This window comes from Microbacterium lacusdiani (assembly GCF_054779895.1).
Window position 1 is genome coordinate 473,916 of record NZ_BAAGXJ010000003.1, and the last position, 15,038, is coordinate 488,953.

At 73.2% G+C, this 15,038-nt stretch carries 17 protein-coding genes and 1 tRNA gene; 6 read left to right on the forward strand and 12 right to left on the reverse strand.

From position 1 onward, the window contains the following. Positions 1–64 precede the first annotated feature (64 nt). Genes ACYVGN_RS04415 through ACYVGN_RS04445 form a run of 7 tightly spaced genes read right to left on the reverse strand, consistent with a single transcriptional unit; the run spans position 65 to position 4,528 of the window. The gene (locus ACYVGN_RS04415) at positions 65–493 is read right to left on the reverse strand and encodes a pilus assembly protein TadG-related protein (RefSeq protein ID WP_134745885.1); all 429 of its coding nucleotides are present in this window, start codon (positions 491–493) and stop codon (positions 65–67) included. Beyond that, a complete protein-coding gene (locus ACYVGN_RS04420; RefSeq protein ID WP_460789014.1) occupies positions 490–954 on the reverse strand; it encodes a TadE family protein in 465 nt (154 codons plus the stop codon). Before ACYVGN_RS04420 ends, ACYVGN_RS04415 begins: the two co-directional genes overlap by 4 nt. Further along, the gene (locus ACYVGN_RS04425; protein WP_460789226.1) at positions 929–1,357 is read right to left on the reverse strand and encodes a TadE/TadG family type IV pilus assembly protein; all 429 of its coding nucleotides are present in this window, start codon (positions 1,355–1,357) and stop codon (positions 929–931) included. The genes ACYVGN_RS04420 and ACYVGN_RS04425 overlap by 26 nt, the downstream gene beginning before the upstream one ends. Further along, positions 1,357–1,545 carry a hypothetical protein gene (locus ACYVGN_RS04430; protein ID WP_055992022.1) on the reverse strand — a complete coding sequence of 63 codons (189 nt, stop codon included), beginning with the start codon at positions 1,543–1,545 and terminating at the stop codon, positions 1,357–1,359. The genes ACYVGN_RS04425 and ACYVGN_RS04430 overlap by 1 nt, the downstream gene beginning before the upstream one ends. A 45-nt stretch (positions 1,546–1,590) precedes the next feature. Continuing rightward, positions 1,591–2,529 carry a type II secretion system F family protein gene (locus tag ACYVGN_RS04435; protein ID WP_460789016.1) on the reverse strand — a complete coding sequence of 313 codons (939 nt, stop codon included), beginning with the start codon at positions 2,527–2,529 and terminating at the stop codon, positions 1,591–1,593. Then, positions 2,526–3,386 (reverse strand): type II secretion system F family protein, encoded by an 861-nt coding sequence (locus ACYVGN_RS04440; protein ID WP_134745888.1) that lies wholly within the window; start codon positions 3,384–3,386, stop codon positions 2,526–2,528. The genes ACYVGN_RS04435 and ACYVGN_RS04440 overlap by 4 nt, the downstream gene beginning before the upstream one ends. Then, positions 3,383–4,528, reverse strand: coding sequence for a CpaF family protein (locus tag ACYVGN_RS04445; RefSeq protein ID WP_230667749.1), 1,146 nt, complete (start codon positions 4,526–4,528; stop codon positions 3,383–3,385). Before ACYVGN_RS04445 ends, ACYVGN_RS04440 begins: the two co-directional genes overlap by 4 nt. Positions 4,529–4,637: 109 nt before the next feature. Between ACYVGN_RS04445 and ACYVGN_RS04450 the strand changes: the two genes are divergently transcribed. Beyond that, positions 4,638–4,719 (forward strand) — tRNA-Leu (locus ACYVGN_RS04450). A gap of 40 nt (positions 4,720–4,759) precedes the next feature. Then, positions 4,760–5,506, forward strand: coding sequence for a DedA family protein (locus tag ACYVGN_RS04455; RefSeq protein WP_460789018.1), 747 nt, complete (start codon positions 4,760–4,762; stop codon positions 5,504–5,506). A 12-nt stretch (positions 5,507–5,518) separates the two neighbouring features. On the opposite strand, the gene ku is transcribed toward ACYVGN_RS04455, so the two are convergent. Continuing rightward, complete coding sequence (ku, locus tag ACYVGN_RS04460) at positions 5,519–6,403, reverse strand: non-homologous end joining protein Ku (RefSeq protein ID WP_460789020.1); 885 nt, start codon at positions 6,401–6,403, stop codon at positions 5,519–5,521. Positions 6,404–6,481: 78 nt separating this feature from the next. Between ku and ACYVGN_RS04465 the strand changes: the two genes are divergently transcribed. Then, positions 6,482–8,875, forward strand: a complete 2,394-nt coding sequence (locus ACYVGN_RS04465; protein WP_460789022.1) for an ATP-dependent DNA ligase — start codon at positions 6,482–6,484, stop codon at positions 8,873–8,875. 29 nt (positions 8,876–8,904) lie between these two features. Here the strand turns inward: ACYVGN_RS04465 and ACYVGN_RS04470 are convergent, their stop codons facing one another. Next, on the reverse strand, positions 8,905–9,816 hold the full coding sequence (locus tag ACYVGN_RS04470) for a cation diffusion facilitator family transporter (RefSeq protein ID WP_460789023.1): 912 nt from the start codon (positions 9,814–9,816) through the stop codon (positions 8,905–8,907). A gap of 122 nt (positions 9,817–9,938) precedes the next feature. On the opposite strand from ACYVGN_RS04470, the gene ACYVGN_RS04475 reads away from it, so the two are divergent. Beyond that, positions 9,939–10,568: a LysE family transporter gene (locus tag ACYVGN_RS04475; RefSeq protein ID WP_460789025.1), complete on the forward strand. Its 630-nt coding sequence runs from the start codon at positions 9,939–9,941 to the stop codon at positions 10,566–10,568. A gap of 76 nt (positions 10,569–10,644) precedes the next feature. After that, positions 10,645–11,544 carry an SGNH/GDSL hydrolase family protein gene (locus ACYVGN_RS04480; RefSeq protein WP_460789027.1) on the forward strand — a complete coding sequence of 300 codons (900 nt, stop codon included), beginning with the start codon at positions 10,645–10,647 and terminating at the stop codon, positions 11,542–11,544. Here ACYVGN_RS04480 and rdgB read toward each other — a convergent pair. Genes rdgB through murI form a run of 3 tightly spaced genes read right to left on the reverse strand, consistent with a single transcriptional unit; the run spans position 11,465 to position 13,645 of the window. Continuing rightward, positions 11,465–12,052 (reverse strand): RdgB/HAM1 family non-canonical purine NTP pyrophosphatase, encoded by a 588-nt coding sequence (gene rdgB / locus ACYVGN_RS04485; protein ID WP_055991866.1) that lies wholly within the window; start codon positions 12,050–12,052, stop codon positions 11,465–11,467. The two genes, ACYVGN_RS04480 and rdgB, sit on opposite strands and share 80 nt — an antisense overlap. A 2-nt stretch (positions 12,053–12,054) precedes the next feature. Then, positions 12,055–12,789 (reverse strand): ribonuclease PH, encoded by a 735-nt coding sequence (gene rph, locus ACYVGN_RS04490; protein WP_460789030.1) that lies wholly within the window; start codon positions 12,787–12,789, stop codon positions 12,055–12,057. 34 nt (positions 12,790–12,823) lie between these two features. Further along, positions 12,824–13,645 (reverse strand): glutamate racemase, encoded by an 822-nt coding sequence (gene murI, locus ACYVGN_RS04495; protein ID WP_134745895.1) that lies wholly within the window; start codon positions 13,643–13,645, stop codon positions 12,824–12,826. A 60-nt stretch (positions 13,646–13,705) separates the two neighbouring features. Between murI and ACYVGN_RS04500 the strand changes: the two genes are divergently transcribed. Further along, positions 13,706–15,037 (forward strand): nicotinate phosphoribosyltransferase, encoded by a 1,332-nt coding sequence (locus ACYVGN_RS04500; protein WP_460789031.1) that lies wholly within the window; start codon positions 13,706–13,708, stop codon positions 15,035–15,037. Position 15,038: the final 1 nt, after the last annotated feature.

Genomic DNA, 15,038 nt, shown 5'->3' on the forward strand with positions numbered 1-15,038 from the left:
ACGGGCGGGGAACGCGGGGCTTCCTCCGGGCCACGATCACCCGCGACGGCGCCGCTGACCCGCCTCAGTCGAGCGCGTTGCGGCTGGTCGCGGTCGCCTCCAGCGGCACGCCGCCCGGAACGAACGGCGAGAACACCGGCGGATGCCACGCGCCGGCGACCGTGACGCGTGCCGAGGCGCCGTCCGCGGTCCACGCGCCGACCAGCACCGCGTCGCCCGGCGCGACGTCGATCACGGACTGCGCCTGGGTGCGCATCCGGTCGGCGTCCAGCTCGGCGCGCGGCACGCCGCCTTCGAGCGTGAGCGAGAACCCGTCCGCCGCGGCGAGCGCGGCCGCATCGGCGAGCGCGTCGAGCCGCTTCTGCGCGAGATACAGGGACGTGGCGTTCACGCACACCAGGATCAGCGCGATCGCGAGCACGGCGTACCCGAGCGTGAGGGGCAGGATGCTGCCGCTCTCGTCGCCGCGGACGTCGAAGCGCGCCGCCGTCATCCGGCCTCCCAGAAGCGCGACACCTTCTGCACCGCGGTGGCTTCGACCGGGACGACGGCCAGGCGGTCCAGGCCCAGCAGCGGCGGAACCAGCGGCAGCTTGACGGACGCGGTCACCGTGACGAGCACGGTGCCGCCCTGGGCCGGACACGGCCCGGCAGGGCGGCAGCTCACGTCGGCGTCGAAGCTCTGGATGCCGTACTCGCGCGTGACGGATGCGAGCACGGCATCCGGGTCGCCCGCCGCGGGACCGGACGCGATCACGCGGGCGGTGAATCGCGCGGCCGACTCCACTCCCAGCGTCTGGGACTGGATCTGCCCCAGCGCGAGCACGAGGTAGGTCAGCGGCACGAGCATCAGCACGCCGACCGTCAGGAACTCCAGCGCCGCCGAGCCCGCATCGTCCGCGATCAGCCTGCGCAGCCGCCGTGCGGCGTCACGGCAGCGATTCGAGCGGCGCACTGGCCGTCACCTCCATCCCGGCGGGGACTCCGAGGAGTCCGATCAGCGGCAGCGTCGTGCGCACCGTGATCGCGAGCGACGGCACACCCCCGGTCGTGGTGCGCGAGGCCGCGATGTCCTCCGCATACTGCGCGCCGACCGCCCGCTCGATCACGAGCCTCGCCCGCTCGACGCCGTCGCCCGGCATCGCGTCCGCGAGCGCCGCGTGGTGGGCGCCCTCCACCGCGGCATCGTGGACGACGTTGCGCACGTAGATCGCCAGCCCCAGCTGCATCACCCCGAGCGTGAGCAGCGTCAGCAGCCCGCCGACCAGCACGAACTCGGCGGGGCCCGAGCCGCGCTCGGCCTCCCCCGCCACCGCGGAGCCGAGGCCCCGCGCGTGCCGGGTGGCGGGCCGCGCGATCACAGTCCGGACACGCGCGAGATCGCCTGCTCGAACAGCCCCGACAGCGCGGGCCCCGCGAGCGCCCAGATCACCACGACCAAGCCGGCCGTCATGAGGGTGATGAGAACCCAGCCGGGGACGTCGCCGCGCTCGTCGTCGCAGAGGTCTCCCCACGCCGTCCGGGCCCGCACGAGCGCCCGCTCCATCAGTCTCTCCATGTCCGTCTCCTTCATCTCGAACGGCGGCCCGGGTCATCCGATCCCGAGCCGCAGCATGAACACGCCGGGGAACACCGCGAACACGACGCTCAGCGGCAGCAGGCCGAACACCAGAGGCAGGAGCATGAGGATCTCCTTGCGCCCCGCGGTCTCGATCAGCGAGCGCTTGGCGTCCTCGCGGGCGTCCGACGCCTGCGCCTGCAGCGCCTGCGCGAGCGGCGCGCCGCGGTCGAGCGCGGCCACGATGTGCTCCACCGCGCGAGAGAGCGCCGGCACCTGGAGGCGGCGCGACATCGCGGCGAGCGCGTCGGGAAGGCTCGATCCCGTTCCGACGTCGAGCACGACGGCGCGCAGCTCGGCGGTGAGCTCCCCGGAGCCGACGGCTCCGACGCGGCGCAGGCTGTCGAGGATGCCCTCGCCCGCGGCGAGGCACAGCGCCAGGAACTCGAGCACGGTCGGAAGCTCGTCGGCGATGCGGGCGGTGCGCGCCCTCGCCTGGCTCGTGAGCAGCAGGTCGCACAGCAGCACGCCCGCCGCGCCGCCCACGAGCGGCAGCAGGAGGCTCGGACCGCTGAACGACCCGGCGAGCGCGAGCCCGACGACGGCCATGGCGCCGACGGCGAGCCCAGCGACTCCCCAGGCGAGCTGGCGGGCGCGGAACGCGGCCGGATCGACGGGACGCCCCGCCTGCGCCAGCCGGATCATGAGCGTGTCCGATGTGCCCAGGAGCCGCACGGCCCACCGTGCGACGCGATCCGCCACCGCCCGCCAGTCGAAGGCCGCCGTGCCGGGCGCGAGCAGGTTCCACGCCGTGGTTCCCGCCGGATCCGTCACGTCGCGGATGTACGGCGCGATCCGGCGAGAGAGCGAGGGCGCGCCGATGCGCGGGATCAGCACGAGCAGCAGGCAGATGCCCGCTCCCAGAGCGCCGCCGAGGAGCACCGCGAGCGCGGCATCCGTCGCCCACGTCACGCGAACCACCGCCTCGGCTCGGGGAGGCGGCCGATGCGGATCATCACGCGGTACGCGACGAAGGACACCACGGCCCCGCCGACGATCAGCACGACGCCGGCCGGGCTCGAGTACGCCTCGGCGCCCTCGGGACGCAGCGCGAGCAGCGCCAGGATCACCCACGGCGCGACGACGCCGAGCACGGCGGCGCCCTTGGTCCACGACTGACGGGACTCCACCTCGGCCCGCAGCGCGGCATCGGCCCGGACGGAGGCCGACAGCGCCCGGAGCACCGGCACCAGCTCGGTTCCTCCCACCTGCCGCGCCATCCGGACCGTCTCCACGATCCGGTCGGCCATCGGGTCGGCGAGCGCAGCCTTCAGGCGGTCCGCGCTGGAGTCGAAGTGCCCGGAGGCGGTCATGTCGCGCTCGAAGCGCCCGAACGCCGCCCGCAGCGTCGGCGGCGCGGAGACCGCCAGGCTCGAGATCGCATCGGGCAGCGACATCCCCGCCCGCACCGACGCGATGAGGAGATCGCACACGTCCGGCCACAGCGCCCGCCGGGCCCGGATGAGCCGCGAGCGCCGGGCCCGCAGCCACGCGATCGGCGCGGCGGCGCCCGCGGCGAGCGCGAGCAGGGCGAGCGCGGGGACGGCCGTGGCCAGCCAGGCCACCGCCGCGGACAGCAGGGCGCATCCGGCGCACGCCAGCACCACGACCTTCTCGGGCACATGCGAGAGGCCTGCGCCGGCGAGCAGCCGCCCGATCGCACCGGTCCTCGGCGTTCGCCCCTCCGCACGCTCCCGGACGGGCCAGAGCCACGGCGAGACCGTCAGCAGCAGCCCGCCTCCCAGCAGGACGCCCCACAGCACGGTCATCCCCGCACCTCCGCCGGAGCCCGCACCGCCCGCACCTCCGGGACCTCGCCCAGGATGCGGCCGGTCGGCTCGACGATCTCCGCCACCCTGCGCGAGCCGTCGGCGAGCCGCTCGCAGTGCACGACCAGGTCGACGCTCGTCGCCACGGCGTGGAGCACGAACCCGCGGTCGATGTTGCGGCCGGCGAGGAGCGGCAGCGCGGCGAGCCGCCCCAGAGCGTCCACCGCCGAGTTCGCGTGGATGGTCGCCGCGCCGGGCACGCCGGTGTTGAGCGCGAGCAGCAGATCGAGCGCCTCGGCGTCGCGCACCTCGCCGACCACCAGCCGGTCGGGCCGCATGCGCAGCGCCTCCTTCACGAGCCGCCGCAGCGTGATCTCGCCCGTGCCCTCGAGGCTCGGCTGCCGTCCCTGCAGGGCCACGAGGTCGGGGGCGTCGACGCCAAGCTCGAACGTCTCCTCCACCGTGATGATGCGGTGCCCCTCCGGGCTCGCGCCGACGAGGGCACCCAGCAGCGTCGTCTTGCCCGCGTGCGTCGCGCCCGAGACCAGCACGCTGCGGCCGTCGCGCATCGCCTCGCGGAGCAGCTGCGCCGCATCCGGTGTGAGCGATCCGAGCGCGACGAGGCGGTCGAGCGATCGGTGCCCCGCGAGGAACTTCCGGATGTTGACGGCCCAGTGCTTCCGGGCGATCCCGCCGATCACGACGTGCAGGCGGGATCCGTCCGGCAGCGACGCGTCGACGAACGGCTGGCTCAGGTCGACTCGCCGCCCGGTCGCGTGCAGCATCCGCTCCACCAGGTCGCGCACCGACGCGTCCGTCAGCTGCACCGGGACGCGCTCCGACACCCCGCCTCGCGCCACGAAGACCTTGTCGGGCGCGTTGATCCAGAGCTCCTCCACGCCCGGGTCGTCGAGGTACGGCTGCAGCGGCCCGTAGCCGGTGACGGCGGCCAGCACCTCTCGCACCCGCGCGGCCTCGTCGTCGATCGGCGCGGTGCCGCGCGCGAGCGCGACGTCGTTGTGCCGCCGCACCTCCGCCTGCGCGATCCGGGCCACCAGCTCAGGGGAGCGCGCCGGATCGGCCTGCTCGGCCCGGAGCCGGTCGCGCACCCTCTCCACGAGGGCTGACGTGCTGGGGGTCACACGGCCATGATGGCCGCGTGACGCGGATCGGCCGGGAAGTTATCCACAGCGAACCCGAGGGCTGTCCCCCACCGGACCGGACGGGGCCGTCAGTAGACTGGACGGGCTCGCGGGAGTGGTGAAACTGGCAGACACGCAGGATTTAGGTTCCTGTGCCTCCGGGCGTGTGGGTTCAAGTCCCACCTTCCGCACGAACGTCGTTCACAGCACGCTCTTTGAGACAGGACAACGGTGCTTCCTCTCGCTCTCATCCCCTGGCTGGATCCGCAGACGATCATCGACGCGGCCGGCCCCTGGGCCCTGCTGGTCGTGTGCCTCATCGTGTTCTCCGAGACGGGCCTGCTCGTGGGCTTCCTGCTGCCCGGAGACACGCTCCTGATCATCTCGGGCCTGCTCACGCACACGGTCGACGTGTTCGGCGTGAACATCTGGATCACGAGCGGCCTGATCGCTCTCGCCGCCTTCGCGGGCGGAGAGGTCGGCTACCTCATCGGCCACAAGGGCGGCCCGGCGGTGTTCGAGCGCAAGCAGTCGGGCCTGTTCAGCGTCAAGAACGTCGAGCGCACGAACGCGTTCTTCGAGCGGTTCGGCGGCATCACGATCATCCTCGCCCGCTTCGTCCCCATCGTGCGCACGTTCGCGCCGGTGGCCGCCGGCGTCGGGCACATGCCGTGGAAGCGGTACTCGCTCTACAACCTGATCGGCGCGGTGCTGTGGGGCTTCGGCCTCACGATGCTCGGCTACCTGATCGCGTTCATCCCGTTCGTGGGCGAGTTCGTGACCGAGTACATCGACCTGATCCTGATCGTCGCCGTGCTCGGCACCGTGATCGTCACGGCCTGGCACTACTTCGCCGAGCGCCGCAAGGCCCGTCTGGTCGAGTCGGCGCCGCCGGTCGAGGAGCTCGTGCTCGAGCCCGAGGTGTTCCAGCGCGGCGCCGACATCGACGGCGACGGCACGCCGGACATCAAGCTGTAGGCGGCCCGCCCGCTACGACGCCTTCTTCGCGCGCTTGCGCTTGGGCTTCTCCTCGGCGGGCTCGTCGGCCTCGTCCTTCGCCGCGGGCTTCTTCTCGTCGCCCTTTCCTCCGCGCGACGCCCGGGAGCGCTCGACGCTCGCGCGCAGAGCCTCCATCAGGTCGATGACCTCGCCGCCCTCCTCCTCGGCCTCGCCGAAGGTCGCGTCGGTGTCCATCGCGTCGCCCTTCTCGAGCTTGGCCTGGATGAGGGTGCGCAGCTCCTTCTGGTACTCGTCGACGTACTCGTCCGGATCGAAGTCGCTCGAGAAGCTCTCGACGAGGCTGGACGACAGCTCGAGCTCCTTGTCGGAGATCCGCACCGACTCCTCGAGCGACGGGAACGACACCTCGCGCACCTCGTCGGACCACAGCAGCGTCTGCAGCATGAGCACGTCGCCGCGCACCCGCAGCGCGGCGAGGCGCGTCTTCTGGCGCAGCGAGAACCGCACGATCGCCGTGCGGTCGGTCTGCTCGAGCGTGCGCCGCAGCAGCACGTACGCCTTGGGCGACGCGGAGTCGGGCTCGAGGTAGTACGACTTGTCGTACGTGATGGGGTCGACCTGCTCGCTCGGCACGAACTCCACCACGTCGATCTCGCGGCTCCGCTCGGCCGGCAGCGACTTGAGGTCCTCCTCGGTCAGCACCACGGTGCGGTCGCCGTCGTCGTACGCCCGGTCGATGTCGGCGTACGCCACCACCTGCCCGCACACCTCGCACTTGCGCTGATACCGGATGCGCCCGCCGTCGGCGTTGTGCACCTGGTGCAGGCTCACGTCGTGGTCCTCGGTCGCGGCGTACACCTTGACCGGCACGTTGACGAGCCCGAACGTGAGCGCGCCCTTCCAGATGGATCGCATGACACCAGTGAACACCCGTCACACGCGTCACGGCCAGGGGCTTGATATCCGCCCGGATCGCGCACCTACGCTGAGTCCATGGCAGGCGAGCAGACGGTCCGGATCGGCGGCCGCCGCCTGCGCGTCACCAACCTGGACAAGGTGCTGTACCCCGAGACCGGCACCACGAAGGGCGAGGTGATCGAGTACGTCACGCGCATCGCGCCCGTGCTCCTCCCCCACGTCGCGGGGCGTCCCGTCACGCGCAAGCGCTGGGTCGAGGGCGTCGGCACGGCAGAGGATCCGCTGCCGTCGTTCTTCGCGAAGGACCTCGAGCGCGGCGCGCCGGATTGGGTCCCGCGTCAGGCGATCGAGCACTCCACGGGCGCGAAGCACTACCCGCTGATCGACGAGGTCGCCACGCTCGTGTACCTCGCGCAGGTCGCGAGCCTGGAGCTGCACGTGCCGCAGTGGCGCTTCGCGGCCGACGGCTCGCCCGGCCTGCCCGACCGGCTCGTCCTCGATCTCGACCCCGGGCCCGGCGTCGGACTGCCCGAGTGCGCCGAGGTCGCGCGGCTCGCGCGGGCCATCCTGACCGGCATGGGCCTGGATCCGCTCCCCGTCACGAGCGGCAGCAAGGGCATCCACCTGTATGCGCGACTGCCCGGCACGCAGACCAGCGCCCAGGTGTCGGCGGTCGCCAAGGCGCTCGCGCAGGCGCTGGAGGCGGATCATCCGGATCTCGTCGTCAGCTCGATGAGCAAGGCGGTGCGCCCCGGACGCGTGCTGGTCGACTGGAGCCAGAACAACGGCAAGAAGACCACGATCGCCCCGTACTCGCTGCGCGGCCGCGCCCAGCCGTGGGTCGCGGCTCCCCGCACCTGGGAGGAGCTCGACGACCCCGGCCTGCGGCACCTGCTCTTCGACGAGGTGCTCGAGCGCGTCGAGCGGATGGGCGATCCGCTCGCGCCGCTGGACGCGCCGGATCCGCAGGGTGCGCTCGCGCGCTACGTCGCCAAGCGAAACGCGTCGCGCACTCCCGAGCCCATGCCGGGTGACGTCGCGCCGACGACGGCGGGCCTGCCGCGGTTCGTGATCCAGCGGCACGAGGCGCGCCGCCTCCACTTCGACCTGCGGCTCGAGCGCGACGGCGTGCTGGCGAGCTGGGCCGTGCCGAAGGGCGTCCCCGAGAGCACCCAGGGCAACCACCTCGCGGTGCAGACCGAGGACCACCCGCTCGCGTACGCGACCTTCGAGGGCGACATCCCGAAGGGCGAGTACGGCGCCGGGCACATGGACATCTGGGACACCGGGACGTACGAGCTCGAGAAGTGGCGCGACGACGAGGTGATCTTCACGCTCCACGGCCGCCGCGAGTCCGTGCGCCTGGCGCTGATCCGCACGAGCGGCCAGGGCGAGAAGTCCCAGTGGCTGCTGCACCGGATGAAGGACGAGCATCACCCCGTGCTGGTTGAGCGAGCCGAAGGCGAGTCGAAACCCTCCAAGCCTCCCGTGGCGCCACCCCCCACGACCTCGCCCCCGAAGCCGATGCTCGCCGTCAACGGCACGGCGGCGCTCGCCCACGACATGGGCGCGGGCGAGTGGGCCGAGATGAAGTGGGACGGCGTCCGCGCGCTGGGCGTGTGGGACGGCGGCCGTCTGCGCCTGTTCGCGCGCAGCGGCGCCGACATCACCGACCGCTACCCCGAGCTGACCGCACCGGGCGCCGCATCCCTCCACGCGGCGAGCGCCGTGGTCGACGGCGAGATCGTGGCCCTGGACCCGGGTGGCCGCCCGAGCTTCTCGCTGCTGCAGAACCGGATGCACCTCACGAAGGCGGCCGACATCCAGGCCGAGATGCGGCGGACGCCCGCGCGCCTCTACCTGTTCGACGTCCTCGCCGCCGACGGCGAGGACCTCACGCCGCGCCCGCTGCGCGAGCGCCGCGAGGTGCTCGAGCGCATCGCGGCCGGCGCCGGGGCGTCCGTGGACGTGCCTCCGGTCTTCGACGACCTCGACGACGCCCTGGCCATCGCGCGCGAGCACGACCTCGAGGGCGTCGTCGCGAAGGACCCGCGCTCGCCGTACCGGCCCGGCCGGTCCGAGCGCTGGGTCAAGCTGAAGCTGACGCGCACGCAGGAGGTCGTGATCGCCGGCATCCGCCCAGGGAAGGGCGGCCGCGCGGGCGGGATCGGCTCGCTGCTGCTGGGCGTGCCGGATGGCGCCGGCCTGCGCTATGTCGGCAAGGTCGGCACGGGCTTCAGCGAGCGCGCCCTCCGCCAGCTCGGCGCCGCGCTCGAGCCGCTGCGCACCGACGAGAACCCGCTGCACGGCGTCCCGGCCCCGGACGCCCGGGACGCGCTGTGGGTGCGGCCGGAGCTGGTCGGCGAGGTCGAGTTCGGCGAGTGGACCCCCGGCGGCAGCATGCGCCACCCGCGCTGGCGCGGCCTGCGCGCCGACAAGGCCCCGTCGGACGTGGTCCTCGAGTCCTGAGACCGCGTCCCCGCGGCGGCCCGACGGGCTCAGTGGTGGGCGCCGTCACGGTCCTCGTGCCCGACGGCCTCGAGCTGGAAGGTCGAGTGCGCGACGTCGAAGTGGTCGGCGAGGCACCCCTGCAGCGAGGTCAGCAGCGCCGCGGATCCGCCGCGCTCGAGCACCTCCTGCTCGACGACGACGTGGGCCGTGAACACGGGAGCGCCGCGCGTGAGCTGCCACACGTGGACGTCGTGCACGTCGCGGACGCCCGGCGCGCGCAGCAGGTGCGCACGGATCTCGGCCACCTTCGTCCCCTGGGGCGCCGACTCCGCCAGCACCGAGAACACCTCGCGCAGCAGACCGATCGCGCGCGGCACGATGAACGCCGCGATCAGCAGGGACGCGATCGCGTCGGCTCGCGTCCATCCGGTGAGGAGGATGACCAGGGCCGCCGCGATCACCGCGACCGAGCCCGCCATGTCCCCCAGCACCTCGAGGTACGCGCCGCGCACGTTGATGCTGCGCCGCTGCGCGCGGTGCAGCAGCCACGCGGCCGCCGCGTTGGCCGCGAGGCCCACGAGGGCGACCGCGAGCATCCATCCGCCGGCCACGCCGGGCTCCTCGGGCGCGAGCAGCCGCTGCACCGCCTCGATGGCGATCCACACGCACAGGGCGATCAGCACGACGCCGTTGAGCAGCGCGCCGAGCACCTCGGCGCGCTGGTAGCCGTAGGTGCGCCGATCGTCCGCGGGGCGCGCGGCGACGACGCTCGCGAGCAGCGCGATCAGCAGCGCCCCCGCGTCGGCGAGCATGTGCGCGGCGTCCGCGAACAGCGCGAGCGACCCGCTGATCCACGCGCCGGCCACCTGCACCACGAAGACGCTCGCGGTGATCCCCAGCGACACGGCGAGCAGCCGCCGGTTGTCGCCGCCGCGGATGCCGTGGTCGCGGTCGTGCACGATCCCAGGCTACGGCGACGGGTCCGCGTCACGGCGGCGCGGGCCCTACTCGGGAATGATGCCGATTCTCATGCTCGACGGCCTTCGCACGGCGGGCCTGTGGCGTCCTAGGATCGGGAGTCGTGTCGCTCTCGCTCTGGTTCACGCTGCTCGGCGCGGGCGTGATCATCTCGCTCACCCCCGGCGCGGGCGCGGTGAACACCATGGCCAACGCGATCGCGTCGGGATGGCGCCGGGCCATCTGGGGCATCCTCGGCCAGCAGGCGGCGCTGGTCGTCCACGTCGCGATCGTCGCCGCGGGCCTGGGGGCGATCGTCGCCGCGTCCCCGGTCGTGTTCGAGGTGATCCGCTACACGGGAGCGGCCTATCTCATCTACCTCGGCGTGCGGCAGATCCTCGCGCGGCCCACGGTGGTCGAGGAGGACGGCGTGGTCGCGGTGCCGATGCGCGAGGGCGCGTGGTCCATGTTCCGCCGCGGGCTGCTGGTGAACCTCACGAACCCGAAGGCGATCGTGTTCTTCGTGGCGTTCGTGCCCTCGTTCATCCGTCCCGAGCAGCCGCTGCTGCCGCAGTACGCGGTGCTCACCGCCACGGTCGTGGCTATCGACATCGTCGTGATGTGGGGCTTCTTCGCCACCGCGGCGCGCGGTCTCGCCCGTCTCACGGCGCGCCCCTCGGGGCAGCGCCTGCTGAACCGCATCTTCGGCGTGCTGTTCATCGGCGTGGGGGTGCTGCTCGCCGTCGTGCACTGACCGGGCACGGGCGACTCCGGCTCCCTTCACGCGCGCGACAGCGGATGTTCACCCGCATGCGGTCGGATGCGGTCCTGTGACACGTGTGAGGGCGGCGATCATCGGCGCGACGGCCGTCGGCGCCGGCGCCGTGTTCGGCACCGGGGCGCTGCTGCGCCGCCAGGCGGCGATCGCGCGCCGGCGGATCGGCAAGCCGCTCGGCGAGATCGCGCCCGACGCCGACCGGGTCTGGCGCCGGCGATTCGACGCGCCGCCGCTGGACCTGCTGATGCTCGGCGACTCGATCGCCGCGGGGCTCGGCGCCCACCGGCGCAAGGACACGCTCGGCGCGCGCGTCGCGAAGGGGCTCGCGTCCCGCCTGGAGCGCCCCGTGCGGCTGCGCACGGCGGCGGTCGTCGGATCGGAGTCGTCGGCGCTCTCGCGGCAGCTCGACGGGCTGGATCCGGACTACCGCGCCGACGTCGCCGTGATCGTCGTCGGCGGCAACGACGTGACGCACCGCGTGCCGCATCAGGTCGCGGTCGCGCACCTCACCGACGCGATTCGCCGCCTGCGGGCCCGCGGGACGGCGGTCGTCGTGGGGACGTGCCCCGACCTCGGCGCGCTGCGCCCCGTCCCGCAGCCGCTGCGGAGCCTGAGCTCGCGGATCTCGCGCCGGCTCGCGCGCGCACAGGCCGCGGCCGCCGCGGCGGCGGGCGCGCGCCCGGTGTCGCTGCGGCGGGCGGTCGGCGCCGAGTTCCTCGCGGACCCGCACGGCATGTTCAGCCTCGACCGGTTCCACCCGAGCGCGCTGGGCTACCGTCGCACGGCCGCGGCGCTCGTCCCGGCGATCCTCGCCCAGCTCGAGGCCGACGCCGGATCGCCCGCAGGGGCGCCCGAGAGCGTGCGAGACGCTTCTAGAGAGAACTCAGCAGCGGCTGCAGCGCAACGAAGGCGCGCGCGCGGTGGGAGGCTGCGTTCTTCTCCTCGGCCGTGAGCTCGGCGGCGGTGCGCCCGTCCTGGTCGTCCGGGAGGAACACGGGGTCGTAGCCGAAGCCGCCCTGTCCGCGCGGGACGTCCGCGAGGCGGCCGGGCCAGATCCCCTCGACCGTGTGCTCCTCGCCCGCCGGCGTCACCAGCGCGATCGTGGAGTTGTAGTGCGCGCCGCGGTGCGGATCCCGGATGTCCGAGAGCTGGTCGAGCAGCAGGCGCAGGTTCGCGCCGTCGTCCTTGGCGTGCCCGGCCCAGTAGGCGGAGAACACGCCCGGCGATCCCCCCAGCACGTCGACGCAGATGCCGGAGTCGTCGGCGAGCGCGGGCAGCCCCGTGTGCGCGGCCGCGGTGCGGGCCTTGATCAGCGCGTTCTCGGCGAACGTCGTGCCGTCCTCGACGGGCTCGGGACCGTCGTACGCGATGACCTCGAGATCGGGTCGCACGCGCGCCACGATCGACTGGAATTCCGCGACCTTGTGCGCGTTGTGGGTGGCCAGGACGATCTGCGGCACGTTCAGGACTCCCGGCCCAGCGCGGCGAGCTGGTGGGTGCGCAGCTCGGCGCAGCCGTTCACGCCCAGCTCGAGCAGGAGGTCGAGCTCGGCCTTGTCGAACGGCGCGCCCTCGGCCGTGCCCTGCACCTCGACGAACAGGCCCCTGCCCGTCACCACCACGTTCATGTCGGTCTCGGCGCGCACGTCCTCGACGTAGGCGAGGTCCAGCATGAGCTCGCCGTCGATGATCCCGACCGAGACCGCCGCGACCGAGTCGCTCAGCACCTGCGCCTTCTGCGCGATGAACTTGCGCTCGCGGCCCCACTCGATCGCGTCGGCGAGGGCGACGTACGCGCCCGTGATCGCGGCCGTGCGCGTGCCGCCGTCGGCCTGCAGCACGTCGCAGTCGATCACGATCGTGTTCTCGCCGAGCGCCTTGGTGTCGACGACGGCGCGCAGCGCGCGGCCGATCAGGCGCGAGATCTCGTGCGTGCGCCCGCCGATGCGGCCCTTGACGCTCTCGCGGTCGCTGCGGTCGTGCGTGGCGCGGGGCAGCATGGCGTACTCCGCCGTGACCCAGCCCTTGCCCTTGCCGGTCAGCCAGCGCGGCACGCCGTTGGTGAAGGACGCCGTGCACAGCACCTTCGTGCCGCCGAAGCTGATGAGGGCCGAGCCCTCGGCGTGGCCGCTCCAGCCGCGCTCGATCGTGATGGGTCGCAGCTGGTCGGGGGTGCGACCGTCGGCACGCGTGGTCATGGGGCTCCTCGTTCGGTGTCGGATGTCGCGCGGATCAGAGCGCGGAGAGATCGATCGCGCCCGTGCGGACGAGGCGCACATCGCGCACCTCGCGCCCGAGCAGGCGGTTGGCGAGCGCGATGAAGTCCTGGGTCGCGGCTCCCGTCGCCTCGTACTCGTGGCGGGGCGTCGCGTCGGGGCCGGCGAGCAGGTCGCGGCTGACGAGCTGCCGGTACACGTCCTTCGCGGTCTCGGTGTCGCTCGAGACGAGCGAGACGTCCGCGCCCATGACGTAGCTGATCGCGCCCTTCAGGAAGGGGTAGTGCGTGCAGCCGAGCACGACCGTGTCGACCCCGGCCTCGCGCAGCGGCGCCAGGTACTCCTCGGCGGCCGCGAGTACCTCGGGCGAGTCGGTGTCGCCCGCCTCCACGAACTCCACGAACCGGGGGCACGCGGCGGTCGACACCTGGACGCCGGGATTGACCTCGAGCATGTCCTGGTACGCGCCCGACCCGATCGTGCCCACGGTGCCGATCACGCCGATCCGGCCGTTGCGCGTGGTGGACAGCGCGGTCCGCACGGCGGGCCCGATCACCTCCACGACCGGCACCGAGTAGCGCTCGCGCGCATCGCGCAGCATGGCGGCCGACGCGGTGTTGCACGCGATCACGAGCATCTTCACGCCCTGATCGACCAGCGTGTCCAGCACCTCGAGCGCGTACCGTCGCACGTCCGCGATGGGCTTCGGACCGTACGGCGAGTGCGCCGTGTCGCCGATGTAGAGCATGGACTCGCGCGGCAGCTGGTCGCCGATCGCCCGCGCCACCGTGAGCCCGCCGACGCCGGAGTCGAAGATGCCGATGGGCGCGTCGTTCATGATGTCCCAGCGTACCCGGGGCATCCGGACGGCCGGATCGGCACCACTAAGGTTGCTGACATGAGCGCCTCCACGGCCCTGATGACCGACCGCTACGAGCTCACGATGCTCGACGCCGCCCTGCGCGACGGCACGGCACAGCGACGCTGCGTCTTCGAGCTGTTCGCCCGCCGCCTCTCGGGCGGCCGCCGCTTCGGCGTCGTGGGCGGCACCGGGCGCCTGCTCGCGCTGCTGCGCGACTTCCGCTTCGGCGACGACGAGCTGCGCTTCCTGCGCGACGAGCACGTGGTCAGCCCGGAGGCGGTCGCCTACCTCGAGGGCTACCGGTTCTCGGGATCCATCACGGGCTACCGCGAGGGCGAGCTGTACTTCCCCGGCTCCCCCATCCTCACGGTCGAGGGCAGCTTCGCCGACGCCGTGATCCTCGAGACGATCGCCCTCAGCGTGCTGAACCACGACTCGGCCGTCGCGACCGCCGCCTCCCGCATGAGCGTCGCCGCGGGCGACCGTCCCCTCGCCGAGATGGGATCCCGTCGCGCCGGCGAGGCGTCCGCGATCGCCGCCGCGCGCGCCGCGTACATCGCCGGCTTCGGCTCGACGAGCAATCTGGAGGCCGGGCGGCGCTGGGGCATCCCCACCATGGGCACGGCCGCGCACTCCTGGACGCTGCTGCACGACAGCGAGGAGGACGCCTTCCGCGCCCAGGTCGAGGCGCTCGGCACCGGGACGACGCTGCTCGTCGACACGTACGACATCGAGAAGGGCGTCGAGACCGCCATCCGCGTCGCGGGCACCGGGCTGGGCGGCGTGCGCCTCGACTCGGGCGACCTGCCCACCGTCGCGGCCACGGTGCGCGCGCAGCTCGACGCGCTCGGCGCGACCGGCACGCGGATCACCGTCACGAGCGACCTCGACGAGTACGCGATCGCCGCGCTGGCCGCCTCGCCCGTCGACGCGTACGGCGTGGGCACGTCGGTCGTGACGGGTTCCGGCCACCCGACCGCGGGCATGGTCTACAAGCTGGTCGCGCGACAGGCGACGGACGGCAGCTGGGTGTCGGTGGCCAAGACCGCCGAGGGCAAGGGCTCGCAGGGCGGCCGCAAGACCGCGTTCCGGGTGCTGGAGAACGGCGTGGCGACGCAGGAGCTGGTCGAGGTCGCCGACGGATTCGAGCGCCTGGCCGAGGCGTCGGAGCACCCGGATGCGCGTCCGCTGCAGGTCGACCTCGTGATCGACGGCGAGCCCGTCGCGGAGTTCGAGGGTCCCGCCGGCGTGGAGGCCGCGCGCGAGCACCACCTCCGGGTGCGCGAGGAGCTGCCGATCCGCGCGCTCGCGCTCAGCCGCTCGGATCCGGCGATCCCGACCGTCTACCTCGACGCGGGCGACGCCTGAG

Excerpts from the sequence above, each read along its gene's own strand:
- ACYVGN_RS04415 (WP_134745885.1), bottom strand. The coding sequence starts at position 493 with ATGACGGCGGCGCGCTTCGACGTCCGCGGCGACGAGAGCGGCAGCATC.
- ACYVGN_RS04430 (WP_055992022.1), bottom strand. The coding sequence starts at position 1,545 with ATGGAGCGGGCGCTCGTGCGGGCCCGGACGGCGTGGGGAGACCTCTGC.
- ACYVGN_RS04440 (WP_134745888.1), bottom strand. The coding sequence starts at position 3,386 with ATGACCGTGCTGTGGGGCGTCCTGCTGGGAGGCGGGCTGCTGCTGACG.
- ku (WP_460789020.1), bottom strand. The coding sequence starts at position 6,403 with ATGCGATCCATCTGGAAGGGCGCGCTCACGTTCGGGCTCGTCAACGTG.
- ACYVGN_RS04465 (WP_460789022.1), top strand. The coding sequence starts at position 6,482 with ATGGCAGGCGAGCAGACGGTCCGGATCGGCGGCCGCCGCCTGCGCGTC.
- rph (WP_460789030.1), bottom strand. The coding sequence starts at position 12,789 with ATGACCACGCGTGCCGACGGTCGCACCCCCGACCAGCTGCGACCCATC.
- murI (WP_134745895.1), bottom strand. The coding sequence starts at position 13,645 with ATGAACGACGCGCCCATCGGCATCTTCGACTCCGGCGTCGGCGGGCTC.
- ACYVGN_RS04500 (WP_460789031.1), top strand. The coding sequence starts at position 13,706 with ATGAGCGCCTCCACGGCCCTGATGACCGACCGCTACGAGCTCACGATG.